Origin of the sequence: Hydrogenophaga sp. PML113 (assembly GCF_001777155.1) — a bacterium.
Lineage (GTDB): Bacteria > Pseudomonadota > Gammaproteobacteria > Burkholderiales > Burkholderiaceae_C > Hydrogenophaga > Hydrogenophaga borbori.
Map to the genome: position 1 here is coordinate 233,164 of NZ_MIYM01000007.1, position 21,525 is coordinate 254,688.

23 protein-coding genes are annotated in these 21,525 nt (G+C 70.1%); 10 read left to right on the plus strand and 13 right to left on the minus strand.

The genetic code is table 11. The features are described 5' to 3' along the window. Window positions 1–148: 148 nt before the first annotated feature. The 3 genes from BHU06_RS15360 (at window position 149) to BHU06_RS15370 (ending at window position 3,336) form a co-directional block, all read left to right on the plus strand. A complete protein-coding gene (locus BHU06_RS15360) occupies window positions 149–1,312 on the plus strand; it encodes an acyl-CoA dehydrogenase family protein (protein ID WP_070400079.1) in 1,164 nt (387 codons plus the stop codon). An 87-nt stretch (window positions 1,313–1,399) separates the two neighbouring features. Continuing rightward, window positions 1,400–2,353 (plus strand): LysR family transcriptional regulator, encoded by a 954-nt coding sequence (locus tag BHU06_RS15365; RefSeq protein ID WP_070400080.1) that lies wholly within the window; start codon window positions 1,400–1,402, stop codon window positions 2,351–2,353. After that, a complete protein-coding gene (locus BHU06_RS15370; RefSeq protein WP_070400081.1) occupies window positions 2,350–3,336 on the plus strand; it encodes a LysR family transcriptional regulator in 987 nt (328 codons plus the stop codon). The genes BHU06_RS15365 and BHU06_RS15370 overlap by 4 nt, the downstream gene beginning before the upstream one ends. A 24-nt stretch (window positions 3,337–3,360) precedes the next feature. Here the strand turns inward: BHU06_RS15370 and BHU06_RS15375 are convergent, their stop codons facing one another. The 6 genes from BHU06_RS15375 to BHU06_RS15400 all read right to left on the minus strand — a co-directional run bounded on the left by BHU06_RS15375 (window position 3,361) and on the right by BHU06_RS15400 (window position 8,696). Next, window positions 3,361–3,696 carry a hypothetical protein gene (locus BHU06_RS15375; protein ID WP_070400082.1) on the minus strand — a complete coding sequence of 112 codons (336 nt, stop codon included), beginning with the start codon at window positions 3,694–3,696 and terminating at the stop codon, window positions 3,361–3,363. 201 nt (window positions 3,697–3,897) lie between these two features. Further along, a complete protein-coding gene (locus BHU06_RS15380; RefSeq protein ID WP_070400083.1) occupies window positions 3,898–4,524 on the minus strand; it encodes an ATP-binding cassette domain-containing protein in 627 nt (208 codons plus the stop codon). 6 nt (window positions 4,525–4,530) lie between these two features. After that, window positions 4,531–4,788, minus strand: a complete 258-nt coding sequence (locus BHU06_RS23025) for a general secretion pathway protein GspB (RefSeq protein WP_254668185.1) — start codon at window positions 4,786–4,788, stop codon at window positions 4,531–4,533. Between the two features lie 550 nt (window positions 4,789–5,338). Then, window positions 5,339–7,051: an ExeA family protein gene (locus tag BHU06_RS15390; protein ID WP_070400085.1), complete on the minus strand. Its 1,713-nt coding sequence runs from the start codon at window positions 7,049–7,051 to the stop codon at window positions 5,339–5,341. Window positions 7,052–7,114: 63 nt separating this feature from the next. After that, window positions 7,115–7,675: a polymer-forming cytoskeletal protein gene (locus tag BHU06_RS15395; RefSeq protein ID WP_070400086.1), complete on the minus strand. Its 561-nt coding sequence runs from the start codon at window positions 7,673–7,675 to the stop codon at window positions 7,115–7,117. A gap of 112 nt (window positions 7,676–7,787) precedes the next feature. Continuing rightward, a complete protein-coding gene (locus BHU06_RS15400) occupies window positions 7,788–8,696 on the minus strand; it encodes a crotonase/enoyl-CoA hydratase family protein (protein WP_070400087.1) in 909 nt (302 codons plus the stop codon). A 106-nt stretch (window positions 8,697–8,802) separates the two neighbouring features. Here BHU06_RS15400 and BHU06_RS15405 point away from each other — a divergent pair, with 106 nt between their 5' ends. From BHU06_RS15405 to BHU06_RS15425, 5 genes are all read left to right on the plus strand, one after another. Next, window positions 8,803–10,377 (plus strand): FAD-dependent monooxygenase, encoded by a 1,575-nt coding sequence (locus BHU06_RS15405; RefSeq protein WP_070400088.1) that lies wholly within the window; start codon window positions 8,803–8,805, stop codon window positions 10,375–10,377. After that, on the plus strand, window positions 10,374–10,571 hold the full coding sequence (locus BHU06_RS15410) for a hypothetical protein (RefSeq protein WP_070400089.1): 198 nt from the start codon (window positions 10,374–10,376) through the stop codon (window positions 10,569–10,571). The genes BHU06_RS15405 and BHU06_RS15410 overlap by 4 nt, the downstream gene beginning before the upstream one ends. Beyond that, window positions 10,561–11,040, plus strand: coding sequence for a MarR family winged helix-turn-helix transcriptional regulator (locus BHU06_RS15415; protein ID WP_070400090.1), 480 nt, complete (start codon window positions 10,561–10,563; stop codon window positions 11,038–11,040). Before BHU06_RS15410 ends, BHU06_RS15415 begins: the two co-directional genes overlap by 11 nt. 28 nt (window positions 11,041–11,068) lie before the next feature. Then, window positions 11,069–11,653 (plus strand): GAF domain-containing protein, encoded by a 585-nt coding sequence (locus BHU06_RS15420; protein ID WP_070400091.1) that lies wholly within the window; start codon window positions 11,069–11,071, stop codon window positions 11,651–11,653. Between the two features lie 91 nt (window positions 11,654–11,744). After that, on the plus strand, window positions 11,745–14,069 hold the full coding sequence (locus tag BHU06_RS15425; protein ID WP_070400092.1) for a YgiQ family radical SAM protein: 2,325 nt from the start codon (window positions 11,745–11,747) through the stop codon (window positions 14,067–14,069). Window positions 14,070–14,075: 6 nt separating this feature from the next. Here BHU06_RS15425 and BHU06_RS15430 read toward each other — a convergent pair whose 3' ends face one another. Continuing rightward, the gene (locus tag BHU06_RS15430) at window positions 14,076–14,756 is read right to left on the minus strand and encodes a DUF1294 domain-containing protein (protein ID WP_070400125.1); all 681 of its coding nucleotides are present in this window, start codon (window positions 14,754–14,756) and stop codon (window positions 14,076–14,078) included. A gap of 64 nt (window positions 14,757–14,820) precedes the next feature. On the opposite strand from BHU06_RS15430, the gene BHU06_RS22860 reads away from it, so the two are divergent. Next, a complete protein-coding gene (locus BHU06_RS22860; protein WP_175442866.1) occupies window positions 14,821–15,060 on the plus strand; it encodes a hypothetical protein in 240 nt (79 codons plus the stop codon). A 4-nt stretch (window positions 15,061–15,064) separates the two neighbouring features. Here the strand turns inward: BHU06_RS22860 and BHU06_RS15435 are convergent, their stop codons facing one another. Both BHU06_RS15435 and pobA read right to left on the minus strand, forming a co-directional pair. Then, window positions 15,065–15,955, minus strand: a complete 891-nt coding sequence (locus BHU06_RS15435; RefSeq protein ID WP_070400093.1) for a CoA transferase — start codon at window positions 15,953–15,955, stop codon at window positions 15,065–15,067. Window positions 15,956–16,100: 145 nt separating this feature from the next. Beyond that, the gene (gene pobA / locus BHU06_RS15440; protein ID WP_070400094.1) at window positions 16,101–17,288 is read right to left on the minus strand and encodes a 4-hydroxybenzoate 3-monooxygenase; all 1,188 of its coding nucleotides are present in this window, start codon (window positions 17,286–17,288) and stop codon (window positions 16,101–16,103) included. Between the two features lie 135 nt (window positions 17,289–17,423). On the opposite strand from pobA, the gene BHU06_RS15445 reads away from it, so the two are divergent. Beyond that, window positions 17,424–18,200 carry an IclR family transcriptional regulator C-terminal domain-containing protein gene (locus tag BHU06_RS15445; RefSeq protein ID WP_070400095.1) on the plus strand — a complete coding sequence of 259 codons (777 nt, stop codon included), beginning with the start codon at window positions 17,424–17,426 and terminating at the stop codon, window positions 18,198–18,200. Window positions 18,201–18,209: 9 nt separating this feature from the next. Here the strand turns inward: BHU06_RS15445 and BHU06_RS15450 are convergent, their stop codons facing one another. From BHU06_RS15450 to BHU06_RS15465, 4 genes are read right to left on the minus strand one after another with little or no spacing between them, the layout of a single operon-like run. Continuing rightward, complete coding sequence (locus tag BHU06_RS15450; protein ID WP_070400126.1) at window positions 18,210–18,923, minus strand: ABC transporter ATP-binding protein; 714 nt, start codon at window positions 18,921–18,923, stop codon at window positions 18,210–18,212. Then, window positions 18,920–19,681: an ABC transporter ATP-binding protein gene (locus BHU06_RS15455; protein WP_070400096.1), complete on the minus strand. Its 762-nt coding sequence runs from the start codon at window positions 19,679–19,681 to the stop codon at window positions 18,920–18,922. Before BHU06_RS15455 ends, BHU06_RS15450 begins: the two co-directional genes overlap by 4 nt. Continuing rightward, a complete protein-coding gene (locus BHU06_RS15460) occupies window positions 19,678–20,661 on the minus strand; it encodes a branched-chain amino acid ABC transporter permease (protein WP_070400097.1) in 984 nt (327 codons plus the stop codon). Before BHU06_RS15460 ends, BHU06_RS15455 begins: the two co-directional genes overlap by 4 nt. Continuing rightward, window positions 20,658–21,521, minus strand: coding sequence for a branched-chain amino acid ABC transporter permease (locus tag BHU06_RS15465; protein WP_070400098.1), 864 nt, complete (start codon window positions 21,519–21,521; stop codon window positions 20,658–20,660). The genes BHU06_RS15460 and BHU06_RS15465 overlap by 4 nt, the downstream gene beginning before the upstream one ends. Window positions 21,522–21,525 lie beyond the last annotated feature (4 nt).

Consider the following 21,525-nt stretch of genomic DNA (forward strand, 5'->3'; position numbering starts at 1 on the left):
GCAGCGGGCTGCGGTGCGAGCGCCTTCGAAACGGCGGGACGGCGCTCATGGTTTGTCCCCGGTGGTGACCGATACCTCGGCCCAGTATATTGACTTTCGCCAAGCAGTTGCTTGCCAAAAATCCCCCAACCGTCCAGTCGGTGACAGCATGATCGAACGCACCCTCTTCAACAGCGACCACCAGGCCTTCGCCGACGCCTTCCAGCGCTTCGTCGACAAGGAGATCGCGCCCTTCCACGAGGCCTGGGAAGAGCAAGGCTACGTGGACCGCGAGGTCTGGCGCCAGGCCGGGGCCAACGGCTTTCTGTGTCCGTCCATGCCCGAAGCCTACGGCGGCGCGGGCGCCGACCGGCTCTACTCGGTGGTGCAGATGGAGGCGCTGGCGCGCGGCGGCTTCAGTGGCATCGGTTTCGGGCTGCACAGCGAGATCGTGGCGCCCTACATCCTGCACTACGGTACCGAGGCGCAGAAGCGCAAGTACCTGCCGCGGCTGGCCAGCGGCGAGATGGTGGGCGCCATCGCCATGAGCGAGCCCGCGGCCGGCAGCGACCTGCAGGGCATCAAGAGCACCGCCTTGTTGCAGCCCGACGGCAGCTATCGCCTCAACGGCAGCAAAACCTTCATCACGAATGGCTGGCACGCCGACCTGGTGATCGTCGTCGCCAAGACCGATCCTTCGGCCGGCGCCAAAGGCACCACGCTGCTGCTGGTGGAGCGCGGCATGCCCGGCTTCGACAAGGGCAAGCGCCTGAAGAAGCTGGGCCTGAAGGCGCAGGACACCTCCGAGCTGTTCTTCGACAACGTGGCGGTGCCGGCCGACAACGTGCTCGGCGGGCCGGATTTTCTGGGCCGGGGCTTCGTCTGCCTGATGGAGCAGCTGCCCTGGGAGCGGCTGCAGATCGCCATCGGCGCGGTGGCGGCGGCCCAGGCCGCCATCGACTGGACCGTGCAGTACGTGAAGGAGCGCAAGGCCTTCGGCAGCACGGTGGCGGCCTTCCAGAACACGCGCTACACCCTGGCCGAGCTGCAGACCGAGGTGCAGGTGGCGCGCGTGTTCGTGGACAAGTGCTGCGAGCTCGTCAACGAAAACCGCCTCGACTCGGCCACCGCCAGCATGGCCAAGTACTGGTGTTCCGACCTGCAGTGCAAGGTGATGGACGAGTGCGTGCAGTTGCACGGCGGCTACGGCTTCATGTGGGAATACCCCATCACCCGCGCCTACGCCGACGCGCGCGTGCAGCGCATCTACGGCGGCACCAACGAGATCATGAAGGAGCTGATCTCCCGGCAGATGGGCCTGGGCGGGCGCTGAAGACGCGCGGTCCGAAACCGGTCATGCCAAACCGCTGGCATGGGTGTAGGCTGTGGCTCGGCACGGTGGTTGCTGGAGCGCTTGGCCATGAAAAACGCCGACATCAAGCAGTTGGCCCTGATGTGCGAGCTGATCGATACGCAAAGCCTCAGCGAGGCAGCGGCCCGGTTGGGCATGACGCCGTCGGCCGCCAGCCAGTCGCTCAGCCGCTTGCGCGCCGCGTTCGCGCAAGAGGTGTATATGCGGCACGGCAATGCCTACCGGCTCACGTCCCACGGCGAGCGTGTGATCGGTGGCATCCGGACCATCGTCAAACGCTGGAACGAGAGCCTGCAGGCCGTGCAGGGCTTCGATCCGTCCGAGAGCGCAATGCGGTTCAACGTGGCCTGCGTGGGCCACTCGGCTCTGCCCGATTTCGTGCAACTGCAGGCCGATCTGCGCGAACAGGCGCCGGGCGCGCGGCTCGATCTGCAGGTGCCCCTGTACAACGCGGTTGACTTCCAGCTGCTGCGCGCGGGCCGGCTCGATGTGCTCTGCGCCAGCGCGCCGCCGCCGGCGGACGCGCGGGATATGCGGCATGAGCTGCTCTGTTCGCACGCCCTGACGCATGTGCTGCTGAGCAAGTCGCACCCCCGCGTGGGTGACCGCATCAGCCTGGCGCAGTACTTGGCCGAGGAACACGTGGTGGCGCACTACCGCAACCTCGACGCGGCGTCGCGCAGCCCGCTGGACGCCGCCCTGCAGGCGCGGGGCCAGGTTCTGCGCCGCTCGACCTACGTGCAGTCCCTGTGGACCTGCCTGCAGTTGGTATCGCGGGGCGACTTTCTCATGACGATGTCGGCCGACGGCGCCCGCGTGGTGGTGGCACTGCTGAGCCAGGTGCGCAGCCTGCCCTTGCCCCCCGACTTTCCGGCGGTGCGCAGTGAGCTCCACATGATCTGGCACGAACGGACCGATCGCAGCCGCCCTCACCAATGGCTGCGCGAGCGCCTGCGGGCGGTGTCACGGGCCGCGGGCCGGTCGATGGAGGTGCCTGCGTGAGTACCGAAGGTTTCGGTGGGTCGCGCGTTGCACGCGCCATCGGCACGGCCGACATGCGTCAGATCGCGCTGATGGTGGCGCTGCTGGACGCGCAGAGCCTGAGCCAGGCCGCGGAGCGCATGGGCCTCACGCCGCCGGCGGCCAGCCAGTCGCTGCAGCGACTGCGCGAGTTCTTCGGCGACGAGCTTGTGCAGCGCCAGGGCTCGGACTATGTGGCCACGCCCCTGGGGCAAGGCGTGCTGGCGTCGTTCCGGGAGATGGTGCATCTGTGGCAGGACATCACCTCGGGCGCGCCTTTCGACCCCGCCAGCGGCGAGGCGCATCTGAGGATCATGAGTGCCGAGGGCTTCACGCGGGTCGACCTGAACGCCTGCTACAGCGCCATCGTGGCCCTGGCGCCGCATGTGCGGCTCGATGTGCGCGAGCCCGACGCGGCCACCGGGGGCTACGAGGGGCTGCGAACCGCGGACGCCGACGTTCTGCTGACCGCGTGGCCACCCCCCGAGGACGACCCGGATTTGCACGCTGAGCCGTTGCCGGCGACCACGTTCACCCATTGCTGCCTCAGCGCGGCGCATCCGCGCATCGGCGACAGCTTGAGCCTGCAGCAATACCTGGCCGAGCACCACCTATTGGCCTCGGTGACGATGCGCGCCACCGAGGCCGCCGTGCTGCCCATCGACCGCTGGCTCAAGAGCATTGGCCTGCCGCCGCGGTCCTGCAGTGTGGTCTATCCCATTGATCGTCTGGCCCACGTCTTGTCCACGACGGACCGTTTGGCCACGGTGGCGCCCATCGATGGAAATGACCTGCGCCGACGTGCCCCCGGGCTGAGGCTACTGCCCTTGCCGCCCGAACTGCCCCGGTCCTGGCGCCCGAACTACATGGTGTGGCACCACCGCACCCACCAAAGCCCGCCCCACCGCTGGCTGCGGGAGCGGCTGCGGGAACACGTGGCGCTGGATCCTGTGGTGGCGGCCTAAAGCGGGACGACGGCGCGGCGGCCGTCAGCGCACGAGGCGGTAGAGCTCGTGCACGCGCAGCACGGCGATGGCGGGGCCTCGGGTCCTGACCATGAGGTCAAAGCACTCGAAGAACAATTCGCGCAGGGCTTCGGCGTCGGTGAGGGAGATCAGCGTGGCGTAGAGCGCCTGGTCCGAGGCCTCCAGGTAGTTCACGTAGTGGCCCACCGTCTGGACGACGATGCCGCGCGCGCGCTCCATGGCATCGGCTGGGGATTCGTGCGGCGGGGCCGCCGGGCGGGGCGCCGTCTGCCAACGCGCCATCAGCATGTCGAGCATGGAGGCGGTCAGTTGCGACTCGGCAAAGGCGGCATGGCTCATGGTGGCTCCTGGGTCCCAACGGCGGCCGGCAACCTGGTGGGCGGCGACTGGCCCCGGCTCGGCATGGACGCGAATCTAGGTGGGCCCCGTCACCCTGTCGATTTCGAAGTTAGCAAGGACGATTTAGCAGCGCTAAAAACCGGCCCGATGAGGCCGTCACAGTACTGCGCTGGCAGTACGTTCGCACCATTCGGTGCCGCCTCAAGCGCCGCTTAGGCGAAGGATGAACCCTTCAGGGGTATCCGGCGGGGCGGCGTGATCGGCCACCACCCAGGCGCGGCTGGGGTGCTCGGCGACCTCGGTCAGGCAGTCGGCCAGAAAACGGGCCGACGGGGCGTCCAGCGCGGCGAAGGGCTGGTCGATGAGCGTGACGGGCGCGCCTGTTGCCAGCGCGGCGGTGAGCCAGACCTTGCGCCGGCTGCCGGTGGACAGCATGTACAGCGGCTTGTGCAGGTGCTCCGCCAGGCCGAAGCCGTCCACGAGATCGGCCAGGGCGGCCTCGCTCAGGCCCGGCCAATGCGCGCTCAGGCCCTCCAGGTAGCCGGCGGCGGGCAGGGCGTCGTGGGCCTCGGTCTGGGGATCGATCCAGAACACCTGGCGGCGGTAGGCCACCGGGTCCTCGTCGGCCCAGTGACCGGCCGCCCACAGCCGCCCGGCCTGGGGCGCCAGGGCGCCCGCCAGCAGCGACAGCAGGGTGCTTTTGCCGCAGCCATCGTCGCCGGTGACCCAGGTGAGGCCGGGGCCGAGCGCCAGCGAGAGGCCATTGAACAGCGGCCGGCCGCCGGGCCAGGCGAAGCGCAGGTGGTCGGCGCGCAGCAGCGGGGTCATGGGGGGTCAGTAGGGCAGGCGCAGCCGCTGGCCCTGGTGGACGATGACCGCGCTGCGCGGGCCGATCGACTCCAGCCTGAGCCCCGGCACGATGTCCTGGCCTTCCTGCACCACCTGGCCGTCGACGATGAGCATGCGCAGCTTGGGGTTGTCGGCGTAGGTGCTGCCGCTGAGTTTGAGCGGTGGCAGGGCCGCGCGCGCCGTGGGGCTGAGCTCGTTCACGCGCGGCAGGTGGGTGTCGCCGCTGGTGGCGGGGGCGGGCATTGGCGAGGGCGTGACCGGGGGCGGCGCCACGGGTGGGGTGGGTGGGCGCGCCGGCGCGGCGGACGGAGCGGGCGCGGGCGGCGGTGGCGGTGGTGGCGCCAGGATAGGCTGCACGGGCACGGCCGGTGCCGGTGCCGGTGCCGGTGCCGGTGCCGGTGCCGGTGCCGGTGCCGGTGCCGGTGCCGGGGCAGGGGCAGGGGCAGGGGCAGGGGCAGGGGCAGGGGCAGGGGCCGCGCCCGTGCGGGGCGGCGGCGCCGGAGGGGGCTCGGGTTTGAAGGCCGGTGCGGGCGAGGGGGCCTGGGCCACCGGCCCAGGCGACGGCGCCGAAGCGCCGTCGCGCATCAACCACCAGGCGATGCCGGCGATGGCGGCCGCCAGCACACCGAGGCCTATCCACAGCGGGCCGCGCGAGGGCCGCGCGCCACCACGCGCCGCCGGCGGTTCGCTTGCCCGTGAGGGCGGCACCTGGGTGTGCAGGCCCGGCACGCGGCCGCGTTCGCGTTCGGCGTCGGCGCGGCGCAGGGCGTCGAGGATGTAAGACATCGGAAGCTCAGGAGCGGGGCAGCAGCCGGGGCTCATCCACCCCGCTGGCCAGGTTGATTTGCATGAAGGTCACCGGGCCCGCCGGGCCGCCGGCGTCGATGCCCTGCGCGCGCTGGAAGGCCAGCAGGCGCGCCGCCAGATCCTGGCCCGAGACGGGCACCCGGCCACTGGCCTGCAAGGCCGCGATGCGCTCGCCGAGCCAGCGGCCAGCCGGGCCGTCGCGGCCATCGGCCAGGCGGCCGGTGTGGCCGGGGGGCAGGCGCCACAGCGTGGCGTAGTCGCCGCGCCAGGCGTCGGCCAGTTCGGTCAGGGGCACGCGCCAGCGGCGCTCACCGCGTGCCAGCACGGCGCTGTCCGCGTCGAGGGAGGTGAGCAGCAGCCGGCCGCTGTCGCCGCCGGGCAGGCGCAGGTTCAAGATGCCGGGGCGGTCGAGCTGGCGCAGGCCATGCACGGTCATGCGCGAGGTGCGGTAGCACTGCAGACCGCCGGCCAGCGCGTGTTCGCAGGGGTCGCCGCTGTCGGCCAGCGCGGCGCCCCACAGCGGGGCCAGTTCGCGCCAGGCCTCGGCCTCGGTGGCCAGCAGGGTATCGCCAGCGGGCCAGCCGGAGGTGGGGGCGGGATCGCGGGTCATGGCGGGGTCGGTCGGCGCGCTGGGGCTGATGCCGGGGGCGGCCGCGGGGTGGTCGGTGACGGGAGGGGTGACCGGGGCGGCGGCCACTGGGGCGGCGGGCCCGGCGGCGGCCGGCGTGCCCGACCGCTGCAGCCAGAACCACAGCACCGCGGCGGCGACCAAGGCGCCCACCACAGCGCCGGCCAATGCGCCCATGCCCGCAGTGCCCAGGCCGGTGGGACGCGCGGCACCCATCGGACGGGCACGCCGGGGCGGTGGCGGGAAGCCGGCGCCGTCGAACACCTCGCCGGCGGCCTTGTCGACCACCGTGCGTTCGACGCGGCTCTGCCCGTTCGCGTAGGCGCCGAGCAGGGCGCGGTCGCACAGCAGGTTGATGCGGCGCGGCACACCGCGCGACAGCTCATGGATGCGTTCGATGGCGGCTGGCGAGAACGGCAGCGGCCCCTTGAGGCCGGCCACCTGCAGGCGGTGCTGGATGTACTGGCGTGTCTCGGCGGCGTCCAGGGCGTCGAGGTGGAAGCGCGCGATCACGCGTTGGGCCAACTGCTCCAGTTCGGGCCGCGCCACGATGCCGCGCAGCTCGGGCTGGCCGATGAGGATGATCTGCAGCAGCTTTCGCTCGCTGGTTTCCAGGTTGGTGAGCAGGCGCAGCTGCTCCAGCACATGGGGCGTGAGGTTCTGCGCCTCGTCGATGATGAGCAGGTTGCGCTCGCCGCGCGCGTGGCTGGCCAGCAGGAATTCGTTGAGCGGATCGAGGTGGTCGTGCACCGTGGCCGGGCCCAGGCCCTCGTGCTTGACCTCAATGCGGAACTCGCGGCAGATGGACTTGAGCAGGTCCGCGACCGTCAGGCGCGGATTGAAGATGTACGCGACGTTGCAGTTCTCGGGCACCTGCTCCAGGAAACAGCGGCAGATGGTGGTCTTGCCGGCGCCGATCTCGCCGCTGAGCAGCACGAAGCCGCCACCGCCCCGCACGCCATAGAGCAAATGAGCGAGCGCTTCGCGGTGGCGCTCGCTCATGAACAGGTAGCGGGGGTCGGGCGCGATCGAAAACGGGTCGCTCTGGAGCCCGAAAAACTCGGCGTACATGGCCCCGAGCATACCGGGGCCCCCCGGGGCGGGCAAACCGCCCGCCGGGGGTTCGGCGCAGACTTAGGCCGCCAGCTGCATCGACGGCTTGGTGCCGGACGACGACGCCTTGGCCGCGCCGTTGGCGGCGCACTCGACGTCACCCGAGAGCTGGCCGCCTTCCTCGATGACGATCTTGCCGTAGCGGATGCGGCCGGTGACCCTGCCCGTGGCGTGGATCACCAGCTTCTGGCGCACCGTGAGGTTGCCGTCGATGGTGCCGTAGATCTCGGCCAGGTCGACCTCGCACGAGCCCTTGAAGGCGCCTTGCTGCGCGATCTGGATCACGCGCGAGTCCATGGTCGCCTCGACCGTGCCCTCGACCACCAGCGTGTCGCAGTCGGTGATCTCCACGCCCTTGAGCTTGATGTTCGGCCCGACGGTGAGCTTGCTGCCGCCTTCGGGGGTGGTGGTGGGCGTGGTGCTGGTGGCAGGTTTCACCTCGGCCTCCTGGGGAACCACCGGCGTACTGCTGCTGGGGGAGGTTTGTGATTGACCGTAAGCCGTGTTGCGCGGTGTGGCCATGCCGCCGCTGCCCAGGGGGCGGGAAGGCTCGTTGTCGCGTTTGCCGAAGTGCAGTGCCATGGGTTTCTCCTGAGGTGTAGTGGGCAGAAGTCCCCATGCTAGGGAGCATGGCCCTTACATTCGCGCCCGTTCCGTAAGAGCTGTGTCGAGATGAACGGGCGACCAACGGTCCTCAGCGGTTGGTGCGCCGGCGATCCTCCATGTCGCGGATCAGCGCTCGGGCTTCGTCGCCTTCTGGAATGGGACGGCCGCTGTCGCGCCACTGCACGGCGGCCTTGAAACCCTGGTCCTGGGAATAGCGGCGGAACCACAGGCCTTCGGGGTTGTGGCGCGTGATGCCGTCGAACAGCGTGGCCAGGGATTGCGTCTGCTCCAGCCCCATGGTGAGCAGCACCTGGTTGACCACCATCTTGTGCATGGCCAGGTGCGAGCGCGGCACGCCCGCGATGCGCTCGGCCAGGGCCAGGGCGCGCGTCTCCAGCTGGTCGAGCGGCACGGCTTCGTTGGCCAGGCCCCAATCGGCGGCGGTGCGGCCATCGATCAGGTCGCCGGTGAACATGAGCTGCTTGGCGCGCGTGGGACCCAGGCGGTAGGTCCACATGGCCGTGGTGGGGCAGCCCCACACGCGCGTGGGCATGTAGCCGATGCGCGCGTCCTCGGCCATCACCAGCAGGTCGCAGCACAAGGCGATGTCGCTGCCGCCGGCCACGGCCGCGCCATGAACCTTGGCGATGGTGGGCTTGGGGCTGCGCCACAGGCTCATGAAGTCCTCGGTGTTGCGCTTCATGAAGGCATAGTCGTCCAGGGGGTCCCAGGGGTGGCGTTCCTGCTGACAGGGGTGGTCGATGTCGCCCTCGCCAAAGTGGGAAAGGTCGTAGCCGCCGCAGAAGCCCTTGCCCGCTCCCTCGACCAGGATGACATGCACGTCGTCGTTGGCGTTGGCCCATTCCACCGCCGCGCGGATCTCGCGTGGGGTGTCGTCGTTGATGGCGTTGAGCCGCTCGGGGCGGTTGAGCAGCAGGCGCGCCACGCGCGGGTTCGCGGGGTCCTGGTCGATGCGCAGGGTGTTGAAGTTCGGCATGGCTGTCTCCTTTGTTGGTGTGAAAACCATCTTATCGACGGGTGGTTGTGGCGTGGAGTCGCGAAGGCGATACAGTTGCGCGCGCAACTAAATAGGTGAACCATTCATGGACCAGACAACCGAAGAACACGTGCCGGTGCTCATTGCCGGTGGCGGCCCGGTGGGCCTTACGCTGGCCGCGCTGCTGTCGCGTCAGGGCATCCGCAGCCAGGTGATCGAGGCCGACGAGGGCTATTGCACCGGCAGCCGCGCCATCTGCATCTCGCGCCGCTCGCAGGAGATCCTGGGCTGGGTGGGCGCCGACGCGCCGCTGGTGGCCAAGGGCCTGGGCTGGACCGCCGGGCGCAGCCATTTCCGCCAGACCGAGGTGCTGCGCTTCGAGATGCCCAGCGAGCCCACGCAGCGCTTCGCGCCCATGGTGAACATCCAGCAGTTCTACGTCGAGGAATACGCGCACCGCGCCATCGACGAAGCGGGCGCCGATGGCACGACCGTGCGCTGGGGCGAGCGTGTGCAGCGCGTTCAGGCGCGCGAGCGTGACGTGCTGGTCGACATCGAATCGCCGCGCGGCCACCGGCGCGTGCGCGCCGACTGGCTCCTGGCCTGCGACGGTGGGCGCAGCACCGTGCGCGAGCAACTGGGCCTGCAGTTCGAGGGCACGCAATACGAGGGCCGCTACGTCATCGTCGACATCCGCCAGAAGACGCAGCGCCCGGTGGAGCGCCTGGCCTGGTTCGACCCGCCGTCCAACCCGGGCTCCACCATCCTCATGCACCGCCAGCCCGACGACGTCTGGCGCATCGACTATCAGATCCGTGACGACGAAGACCCAGCCGAGGCGGTCAAGCCGGAGAACGTATTGCCACGCGTGCGCAGCCACCTCGAGATGATCGGCGAGACCGAGCCCTGGGAGCCGCTGTGGATCTCGATCTACAACGCCAAGTGCCTCACGCTGCCGAGCTACCGCCACGGTCGTGTGTTCTTCGCGGGCGACGCCGCCCACCTGGTGCCCATCTTCGGCGTGCGCGGGCTCAACTCGGGCCTGGACGACGCCGGCAACCTGGCCTGGAAGCTGGCCCGCGTGGTGCGCGGCGCTTCGCCCGAGGCACTGCTCGACAGCTACAGCGTGGAGCGTGTGCACGCCACGCGCGAGAACATCGCCTACGGTGCCAAGAGCACCGAGTTCATGGCGCCGCCCGACTTCGCTTTCCGCCTCATGCGCGAGGCCGCGCTGCGCCTCGCGCTGGACGACGAGACCGTTCGCCCACTGATCAACCCACGCCAGTCCTCGGCCATTCAGTACCTGGGTTCGCCGCTCAACGCGGGCGAGTCTGGTGAATGGGCGAGCGCGCAGGCCGGGCCCGGCGCCCCTGCACCCGAGGCCCTGCTGCACGACGCGCACGGCCACGCCTTCCACCTCAGCAGCCGTTTCGGTCGTGGCTTCGTGGCGTTGGTGTTCAACGGCCCGCCCGAGGGCGGCCTGCCGCGCGACGTGGGGGCCATACCCATCCACCCCGCAGCCGACCCGCACGGCCAGGCCTGGCGGCGCTATGGTCTGCCTGTCGAGGCCGCTCCCGCTCTGGTGCTGGTGCGTCCCGACGGCTACGTGATGGGCCGTTGGCGCGGCCTGGACACCGCGCCCTTGCGCGCGGCCCTGCAATCCTCTGGAGTCACCGCATGACCGATGCCGATCTCGACACGAGCTACACCGCGCTGTGCCGCGCCCTGGGCGAGGTGGGAGAACAGCAGGCCCCCCTCCTGCTGGCCATGCTGAGCCTGTCGCTGCTGGGCCGGCTGGACAGCGCCGCGCAGGCCCTGTCCCTGATCGAGCGGGCGCGCGAACGCTGCCTACAGGAGCCCTTGCATGAGCGCTGACACCAAGCCGCTGCCGCTGGAGCAGCAACTGAGCTGGCGCCTGCACCGCCTGGGCAAGCTCACCGACGCCGCGACCGCCGCCGCCTACGCGGGCGAATTGGGCCTGGGCGTGGCCGAGGCGCGCGCCTTGGCCGCGATCGGCGCCTTCGAACCGCTGTCGGTGAACGACCTGGCCGCGCACGCCCACCTGGACAAGGCGCAGGCCAGCCGCGCCGCGCAGATGCTGGTGGAGCGCGGCAGTGTGATCAAGGCGCCCAGCGAGACCGACGCGCGCGCCGTGGTGCTGCGCCTGTCGCGCCCGGGGCGTGCACTGCACGCGCGCGCGCTGCGCCTGATCGACCGCCGCAACCGCGAAATCATGGGCTGCCTGGGCGTGGCCGAGCGGCGGCAGTTGCTCGGGCTGGTGGACCGGTTGATCGCGCACGCCGCGCCGCGCCGCCCGGGGGGCGCTGGAGGCGATACACCTTGATACGCGCATCGTCGCTATAACGCTTCACATGAAGCGCAATCCCTTCGCTCCCACGGACTTTGGTGCCGATTCGCTTGAAGTGCGGGTGTCCGAGTTGCTGGTGGCCACCTCCGACCAGACCGACGCGGAATTGGACGCGGCCATCGGCGAGGTGCTGCGCCTGCTTCGCGAGCGCTTGCAGATGGACGTGGTCTTCGTCTCCGAATTCGTCAATGGCCGGCGCGTATTCCGCCAGGTGGCCCAAGCGCCCGGCGTGGGCGTGATCGCTGAGGGCGAGAGCGCGTGGCTGGAGGAGTCCTGGTGTCAGCGCGTGGTGGACGGCCGACTGCGGCAGTACATCGCCGACGCGAAGCGCGATCCCGCCGCCTCCCCGCTGCTCAAGGACCTGCCGTTTCCCATCGGCACGCACATCAGCACGCCGCTGGTGCTGTCCAGCGGCGAGGTCTACGGCACGCTGTGCTGCTTCAGCTTCGAGGCCCATGGCCGGCCCAACCCCGAGGACCTGGCCAAACTCAAGCTCACCGCGCGGCTGGCCGCGCAGCGGCTGGAGACCCGCCGCCAGGCGCGGCCCATGCCGGCCAGCGTGCCCGACTGGACGCTCAAGTCCCGCTAAGCGGGATGGCCCGCGTGCAGCGGGAAAAGGGGGGCGCCGGTAAAATCGCGCCCTTCGCCCCGCTGCGCCCGCCATGGGTTCGCGCCCACCCATGAACGCTCCCATCGACGTCTCCCTCTTCGCGCGCAACGCCAAGCCGCTCACCAGCTACCGGCCCTACTGGGCCAAGCGCTTCGGCACCGCGCCCTTCCTGCCCATGAGCCGGGCCGAGATGGACGCGCTCGGCTGGGACAGCTGCGACGTCATCATCGTCACCGGCGACGCCTACGTGGACCACCCCAGCTTCGGCATGGCGGTCATCGGCCGCGTGCTCGAGGCGCAGGGCTTTCGCGTGGGCATCATCGCCCAGCCCGACTGGCAGAGTGCCGAGCCTTTCAAGGCCCTGGGCAAACCGAACCTGTTCTGGGGCGTGACGGCCGGCAACATGGACTCCATGATCAACCGGTACACCGCCGACCGGAAGATCCGCAGCGACGACGCCTACACGCCCGGCGATGAGGGCGGCAAACGCCCCGATCGCGCCGCCATCGTCTACAGCCAGCGCTGCCGCGAGGCGTACAAGGATGTGCCCATCGTGCTCGGTGGCATCGAAGGCAGCCTGCGCCGCATCGCGCACTACGACTACTGGAGCGACAAGGTGCGCCGCTCGGTGGTGGTGGACAGCAAGTGCGATCTGCTGCTCTATGGCAACGCCGAACGCGCGCTGGTCGAGGTGGCGCACCGGCTCGCGGCGCGCGAGCCCATCGAGCGCATCACCGACGTGCGTGGCACGGCCTTCGTGCGCCGCCCGGGTGATCCGTCCACCGAGGGCTGGTTCGAGATCGATTCCACCGAGGTGGACCAGCCCGGCCCGGTGGACGCGCACATCAACCCTTACCAGACCACGAGCGAGCAGGCGCAGTCGGCGGGTCAATCGTGCGCGAAGGACGAGGCCGCGCAGGCGCCGGCGGCGCAGGGCGCGTCGATCCAAGCGCTGAACTTCGTGCCCAACCCCGCGTTGCAGGGCAAGACCAAGCGCCCGCCGCGCGATCGCAGCGTGATCCGCCTGCCCAGCTACGAACAGGTCAAGAGCGACGCCGTGCTCTACGCCCACGCCAACCGCGTGCTGCACGTGGAGGCCAACCCCGGTAACGCGCGCGCCCTGGTGCAGGCACACGGCGAGGGGGCGACCGCGCGCGACGTCTGGATCAACCCGCCGCCCATTCCGCTGACCACGGCCGAGATGGACCACGTGTTCGACCTGCCGTACGCGCGCAGCCCGCACCCGGCCTATGCCGACGCGCAGGGCCGCCACGACGGTGAAACCAAGATCCCCGCGTGGGAGATGATCCGCTTCAGTGTGAACATCATGCGCGGCTGCTTCGGCGGCTGCACCTTCTGCTCCATCACCGAGCACGAGGGCCGCATCATCCAGAGCCGCTCGCAGGCCTCCATCCTGAAAGAGGTGGAGGAGATCCGCGACAAGGTCGAGGGCTTCACCGGCGTCATCAGCGACCTCGGTGGCCCCACGGCCAACATGTACCGCCTGGGCTGCGCCAGCCCCGAGATCGAGGCCGCCTGCCGCAAGCCCAGCTGCGTCTACCCTGGCATCTGCCAGAACCTCACGACCGACCACGGGCCGCTGGTGCGCATCTACCGCCGTGCGCGGGCGCTGCCGGGCATCAAGAAGATCCTGATCGGCTCGGGCCTGCGCTACGACCTCGCGATCAAGAGCCCCGAGTATGTGAAGGAGCTGGTGCAGCACCACGTGGGCGGCTACCTGAAGATCGCGCCCGAACACACCGAGACCGGTCCGCTGTCGAAGATGATGAAGCCCGGCATCGGCAGCTACGACCGCTTCAAGCAGATGTTCGAGAAGTACAGCGAGGAGGCGGGCAAGAAGCAATTCCTTATCCCGTACTTCATTGCCGCGCACCCGGGCACCAGCGATGAGGACATGATGAACCTCGCGCTGTGGCTGAAGAAGAATGGCTTTCGTGCCGACCAGGTGCAGACCTTCTACCCCAGCCCCATGGCCACCGCCACGGCCATGTACCACTCGGGCCTGAACCCGCTCAAGGGCATTCACCGCGACGAACGCGGCGAGCGCGTGGACATCGTGCGCGGCGAGAAACGCCGCCGCCTGCACAAGGCCTTCCTGCGCTATCACGACCCCAACAACTGGCCGCTGCTGCGCGAGGCGCTCAAGGCCATGGGCCGCGCCGACCTCATCGGCAACGGCAAGCACCACCTCATCCCCACGTTCCAGCCGCTCACCGACGGCGGCTACCAGAGCGCGCGGCGCAAAAACAGCACGCCCACCGCCCGCGCGCCGGCCGCGGCGCCCGCGCCGCGCAAGGGTCAGCTGCTGACGCAGCACACCGGCCTGCCGCCGCGCGCCGGCACGGGCGCGGCGCGGCGGCCCAAGCCGCGCTGACGGCGCTCAGGCGCCGCCGCCGGCGAACAGCGGCCAGGCCACCCAGGCCAGCAGGGCGGTCACGTTGAACACGGCGCAGGCCACGAAGGTCTGCTGGAAGCGCTTGTCGTCCAGGCGGTGCCGAAGCGAATGCTGGGCCAGCCAGGCCGCTGGCCAGCCGCCCAGCGCGGCCGCCGCGTGCAGCAGTTCCAGCGGCCAGGGCGCGCCGCCCTCGGTCATCACGTGCTGGTCGCGCCAGTACAGGAAGACGGTGGCGATGTTCACCAGCACCACGCCGGTGAGCACCACCCACGGAAAGCGGCCAGAACCGATGCCGATGAGCCAGAGCAGCAGCCAGCCGCCCAGCAGGCCCAGGGCGATCTGGGTCTGGCGGCGCTGCGCGCGTTCCTCTCGCCAGCGCTGGGCCTTGGACGTGGCGGCTGGGGCCAGCACCGGCTCGGGCGCCGGCCCAATGGGGGCGCCGGCCTCGCGCAGCGGCGGCGGGGGCGGCAGCTTGATCGACAGTGCGCGCGGCCCCTTGCCACCGACCACGATCTCCTCGTACACCACCGCCGTGCCCGGCGCGATGGGGTGTGGACCTTCGTAGTCGCGCAGGTGGAAGTACACCTCGGCGGCGGTGTCGGGACTGCGGATGAAACCGGACGCGCGCTCGGCGTCCCAGTGGACGATGGTGCCTTGCTTCTTCATGGCCTCGGGGAGGGTGGTGCCGCTGGATTGTCGGTCTTGTGGTTCGCCGAGGCGGTGGCCAGCGGTGGCCTGGCCCAGGCCGTGCGAGAAACGGTGCAGGCCGATCGCCAGCGGGCGCCGGCGCCACCCTCGGCGCGGGCACGCCGCGCGGCTTGACCAGCTGTGCCTGCTGTTCGACACCACGGCCGCGCACGGGCAGGACATCGTGCCGCCGCGCCTGGTGGCGCGCCTGCGGCGCGGCGTGCCCACCTTTCGGGAGGCGTCCTTGCCGCGCTGGGCCCAGGGGCTGCTGGCGCCGCGCTGAGGCCTCAGGCCAGCGTGTGCATCGGGATGTCGCGCTCGACCGCCAGTTTGTCCAGTTGCGCGCGCGTGCGGCCCGCCAGAAAGCGCGCGATGGCCTCATGTGTGGCGGGTGCGAACAGGGTCTTCATCCGCTGGCCGTCGGCCACGCCCGCCGCTTCGCACAGCGCGGCGGCGAAGTGCGGCTCCAGCGCGGCCACGGCCACGCGCCCGTCCTTGCAGGGGTAGACGCGGTAGCCCGCGTGCGCGCCACCCACGGCCCCCGTCGGCTGCGTCAGGCCCCAGCTGCGCGGCAGCGCGAGCCAGGCGGCGGCATCGGACAGGGCCACCTCATGGGCACTGCCGCGCCCCGTGGAGCGCAGCAGCAGCACGGCCTTGAGCACCGCCTCGGCGGCCATCAGCGCGCCGCCCATGTCGGCGAACAGCGTCGCCGGCAGGTCCAGGCCGGTCACCAGGCCGGCGTCGGCCAGGTAGGTGAGGTCGTGGCCCGGCTCCTCGGCGCGTTCGCCGGGCGCGCCCACGATGCTCACCATGGCCAGCGCGGGGTAGCGCTTGCGCAGCGCCGGCCACGACAGGCCCAGCTTGGCCAGGGCCGAGGGGCGGAAGGAGGTCAGCAGCACGTCGGTGCGCAGCAACTGCTTGTGCAGCACGGCTTGGCCGGCCTCGGTCTTGAGATCGGCCGTCAGCCGCTTCACGCCTTCGTGCATGCGCGCATAGGCCGGGGGGTTGTACTGGCCCATGGGGTCGCCGCTGGCGCCGTCGCGTGCGGGCGGCTCCAGCTTGGTGCAGGCCGCGCCCAGGGCGCGCAGTCGCATGAGGGCGGCCGGACCGGGCAGATTGAGCGCGAGGCTGAGCACGCGCACGCCGCGCAGGGGCTGGGGGCTTCGGGGGGTGGGCATGGGCAGTGGTCGCAGGTCGGTGTTGACGGTGCGGCCACTGTAACGCCGGTGATGGCCTGACCCAGAGGCGCCGCGGAATCGGCGTTGCCGGGCCGCAGGTGTCGCTCCCTGGAGGGGGTCGCGCGAAGCGCGGCGGGGTTGAGTGCTACTTCTGGCCGAAGTCCAGCGGCAGGCCCACGTAGTTTTCCGCGAGCGAGCGCGACATGGCCTCGGAGTTCACCAGGTACTCCAACTCGGCTTCCTGCACCTTCTGGCCGAAGCCGCCGGTGTCGGGGAAGCGGTGCATCAGCGAGGTGAGCCACCAGCTGAAGCGTTCGGCGCGCCACACGCGGGCCAGCGCGCGCTGCGAGTAGTGGTCGATGCCGGCGTCGCTTTTCTCGCGGTAGTGCTCGATGAAGGCGGTGGACAGGTACTTCACGTCGCTGGCCGCCAGGTTCAGGCCCTTGGCGCCCGTGGGCGGCACGATGTGCGCGGCGTCGCCCGCCAGGAACAGGCGGCCGAAGCGCATGGGCTCGGCGACGAAGCTGCGCAGCGGCGCGATGCTCTTTTCGATGCTGGGGCCGGTGACGATGGCCTCGGCCATGGCCGGGTCCAGGCGGCGGCGCAGCTCGTCCCAGAAGCGGTCGTCGCTCCACTGCTCGACCTTGTCGTCGATGGGGCACTGCACGTAGTAGCGGCTGCGCGTGAGGCTGCGCATGGAGCACAGGCCGAAGCCGCGCTCGCTGTTGGCGTACACCACCGCGTGCGGCGACACCGGCGGCACGTCGGCCAGCACGCCGATCCAGCCGAAGGGGTAGACCTTTTCGTACTCGGTGATCGAGTCCTGCACGGTGGCGCGGCAGACGCCGTGGAAGCCGTCGCAGCCGGCAATGAAGTCGCACTGCAGTTCGTGCGTCTGGCCGTCCTTCTCGTAGCGCACGCTGGGCTTGGCGCCATCGAAGCCATGGACGCTGACGTTGGCGGCGTTGTAGACGGTGGGCAGGCCGGCGGCCTGGCGCGCGTCCATCAGGTCGCGCGTGATCTCGGTCTGGCCATAGGCCGTGACCACCTTGCCCTGGGTGAGACCGGTCACGTCGATCGGGTGGCGCGTGTTCTTGTAGACCAGCTCGATGCTGTGGTGCACGGTGCCTTCCTTGGCCACGCGCTCGCCCACGCCGGCCTCGTGCAGCAGGTCGACCATGATCTGCTCCAGGATGCCGGCGCGGATGCGGCCCAGCACATAGTCGGGGCTCTGGCGTTCAATGATGACGTTGTCGATGCCGGCCTTGTGCAGCAACTGGCCGAGCAGCAGCCCCGAGGGGCCGGCGCCGATGATGGCGACCTGGGTTCGCATGGGTCTTGTCTCCGGGGAACGGGCGAAACCCGCAGGCTAGGGCGCCGCCGCATCCGCCACAAGCAGGGCTGGCGAGCATTGCGCGATCATCGCGCGCTTTGTGCGATCATCGCGCACTTCCTGGAGCGCCCCGCCATGCCCGACCCGACCATCGCCAAGGCCGACTTCATCGAGGGCATGGCCAAGGGCCTGGCCGTGCTCGAGAGTTTCGACACCGAGCGCCAGCGCCTGAACGCCACGCAGGCGGCCGAGCGCGCCGGCCTCACGCGCGCGGCCGCGCGGCGGCACCTGCTCACCCTGGCCCACCTGGGCTACCTGGACACCGACGGCAGCCACTACTGGCTCTCGCCCAAGGTGCTGCGCTTCTCCGGCAGTTACCTGTCCTCGGCGCGCCTGCCGCGCCTGGTGCAGCCCACGCTGAACCGCCTGGCATCGGCCACGCGCGAGTCGTTCTCCGCGGTGGTGCTGGACGGCGACGAGGTGGTGATCGTCGCGCGCAGCGCCGCCCCGGGCGCGCCGCGCCTCATGCCCTACGGCCTGCACCTGGGCTCGCGCATGCCGGCGCACGCCACCTCCACCGGGCGGGTGCTGCTGGCGGCACTGCCGCGCGCGGCCTTCACGTCCTGGCTCAAGGGCCGGTCGCTGCCGCGCCTGACGCCGCGCACCACGGACGAGCCCAAGGCCTTCCGCGCGGTGATCGACACCGTGCGCCGCGACGACTTCGCGATCGCGAGCGAGGAGCACGAACTCGGCGTGATCGCGCTCGCCGTGCCGCTGCGCAACATGAAGGGCGAGACCCTGGCCGCGCTCAACGTGGTGGTGTCGCCGGGCCGCATGGACGCGGCCGGCCTGCGGCGCGAGCTGCTGCCGGTGCTGATGGACGCCGCGCGCGAGCTGCGGCCGCTGCTCTAGGCGGTGGGTTCAGACCCCCAGGTGCTGCTCCAGCAGCCCCGGCTGCGCCAGCAGCGCCTCGGTGCTGCCTTCGAACACCACCTCGCCCTTGACCAGGATGAGGTTGCGGTCGGTGATCTGGGTCACGTGTTTCCAGTTCTTGTCGACGATGACGCTGCTGATGCCGCTTTCGCGGATCAGGCCGCAGATGCGCCAGATCTCGCGCGCGATCAGCGGCGCCAGGCCTTCGGTGGCCTCGTCGAGGATGAGCAGGTCCGGGTTGGTCATCAGCGCGCGGCCGATGGTGAGCATCTGCTGCTCGCCGCCGCTGAGCTGCTGGCCGCCGTGGCCCAGGCGCTCGGCCAGGCGCGGGAAAGTGTCGAGCACGCGTTCGTAGGTCCATTCGCGCTGGCCCCGGGTGCCAGGACGCGCGGCCATCACCAGGTTTTCTTTCACGCTCAGGTTGCCGAAGATGCCGCGCCCTTCGGGCACGTAGGCGATGCCTTCGCGCGCCACAGCGTAGGGCGTGGCGCCGGTCATGTGCCGGCCCTTCACCTGCACGGTGCCGCCGCTGGGCTTGACGATGCCCATCAGCGACTTGAGCAGCGTGGTCTTGCCCATGCCGTTGCGGCCCATCAGGCCGATGGTCTGGCCCGCACCCACGTGGAAATCCACGCCGCGCAGGATATGGCTCTGCCCATAGTGGGTGTGCAGGCCCTTGGCTTCGATCAGCGCCGTCATCAGTGTTCCTCGCCCAGGTAGGCGGCCTGCACGCCGGCGTCGTTGCGGATCTGCTCGGGCGTGCCGCTGGCGATCACCTGGCCGTTGACCATGACGGTGAGCACCTCGGCCAGGGCAAACACGGCGTCCATGTCGTGTTCCACCAGCATGATGGCGTGCTCGCCTTTGAGGCGCTGCAGCAGCGCCACCATGGACTCGGCCTCGGCCGCGCCCATGCCGGCCAGGGGCTCGTCGAGCAGCAGCACGGTGGGTTCGGTGGCCAGGGTCATGGCGATCTCCAGCTGGCGCTGCTCGCCGTGGCTGATGGCCGCCGCGACGTTGCTCGCGCGTGCGGTGAGGCCTGCGAGTTCCAGCGCGCGCTCGCAGCGCTGGTTCACGTTCGTCAGCCGGCTGGCCGCGCTGAACCAGTGCAGCGGGTTGAAGGCGGCGTGCCGTTCGCGCGACTGCGCGGCCAGGCGCACGTTGTCCCACACCGTGAAGGGCAGGAAGATGTTGGTCTTCTGGTAGCTGCGGCCCAGGCCCTGGCGGGCGATGCGTTCCGGCGATCGGCCGGTGATGTTCTCGCCGTTGAGCCGGATCTGCCCGCTGGTGGGCGGCAGGTCGCCCGAGAGCAGGTTGGTCAGCGTGGACTTGCCCGCGCCGTTGGGCCCGATGACCGCGTGGATGCGGCCGCGGTGCAGATCGACCGACACATCGTTCACCGCGGCCAGGCCGCCGAAGCGCTTGGTGAGGTTCTTCGCGGAGAGCAGCGGATCGCTCATGCCTTCTCCCCGCGCTTGGTGAAGCGCTCGACCAGGCCCAGCAGGCCGCGCGGCGCCACGATCACCACCAGCACGATGAAGCCGCCCATGAGCAGCTGCCAGTGCTTGGTCAGGTCTTTGAAGACGTGCATGACGTACTCGAAGGCGAAGGCGCCGACGATGGCGCCCGCGAAGTTGCCCATGCCGCCCAGGATGACCATCATGATCGCGTGCGCGCTCATGTGGAAACCCATGAGCTCGGGGTTCACGAAGCCGGTCTGCGCGGCCCACAGGTAGCCCGCCACGCCGGCCAGCGCGCCGGCCAGCGTGAAGGCCGTGAGCTTGTAGCCGAAGGTTCCGTAGCCCACGGCGCGCATGCGGTGCTCGTTCACGCGGATGCCCGCCAGCACGCGGCCGAAAGGCGAGAACAGCAGGCGGCGCAGCGCGAAGTACAGCGCCAGCAGCACCACCAGCGTGAAGTAGTAGAAGACCAGCTTGTTGTCGAGATCGATGCCCAGGGCGGTGGCGTCGGGACGGAAGGTGACGTAGATGCCGTCCGAGCCGCCCAGGGCCTTGTTGTCGAAGAACAGGAAATAGACCATCTGCGCGAAGGCCATGGTCACCATGATGAAGTAGATGCCGTGGGTGCGCACCACGAAGAAGCCGATGACCAGCGCGGCCAGGCCGGCGGCGGCGGCGGCCAGCGGCAGCGACCACCACAGCGCGATCGGCGCGTCCTGCGGCGTGACGAAGGCCAGCGCGTAGCCGGCCAGGCCGAAGAAGGCCGCATGGCCGAGCGAGACCAGGCCGGTCACGCCCTGAAGCAGGTCCAAGCTCATCGCGAAGATGGCCAGGATCATCATCTGCGAGAGCATGCCGAGGTAGAAGTCGCCGCCCTCCACGGGCAGCAGCGGGAAGGCCGCCAGCGCGATCGCGCCCAGGGCGAGCACGAACTGGATGCTGCGCGGCAGTTTTTCGAGTTGGGCCTTGGCGGTGCTCATTGCTTGAAGAGCCCTTCGGGTTTGTAGAGCAGCACGAGGGCCATGAGCATGTAGACGGCCATGCCGGCGATCTGCGGCACCAGCACCTTGCCGAAGGTGTCGACCAGGCCCACCAGCAGCGCGGCCACGAGCGCGCCGCGCACCGAGCCGATGCCGCCGATGACCACCACCACGAAGCACATGATGAGCACCGAACTGCCCATGCCCGGGTACACGCTGGCGATGGGCGAGGCGATCATGCCGGCGATGGCGGCCAGGCCCACGCCCAGCGCGAACACCACGCCATGGATGAGCCGGATGTTCACGCCCAGCGACTCGGCCATCTCGCGGTTGAAGGCGCCGGCGCGGATCTTCATGCCCAGGCGGGTCTTGCTGATGAGCAGGTAGAGCCCCACGGCGAGCAGCAGGCAAATGCCCGACATCACCAGACGGTAGACCGGGTAGGAGAGGGTGTCGGTCAAGGGGATGGACCAGTTCAGCACCTCGGGCACCTGCACGGCATGCACGTCGTCGCCCCAGAAGATGGAGCGCATCTCTTCGAAGATGTAGATCAGGCCGAAGGTGAGCAGCACCTGGTCGAGGTGGTCGCGCTGGTAGAAGTGGCGAAACAGCAGCCACTCCAGCAGCCAGCCGAAGATGACCGCCAGCACCGTGCCCAGCACGATGGCCAGCGTGAGGCTGCCCAGCTGCGAGCTGAGGTACCACGCGAGGTAGGCACCGATCATGTAGAAGCTGCCGTGCGCGAGGTTGACCACGCCCATGATGCCGAAGATCAGCGTGAGGCCGGCGGCCAGCATGAACAGCAGCAGCCCGTACTGGACGCTGTTGAGGAGCTGGATGAGGAAGTTGGCGAAGTCCATGGGG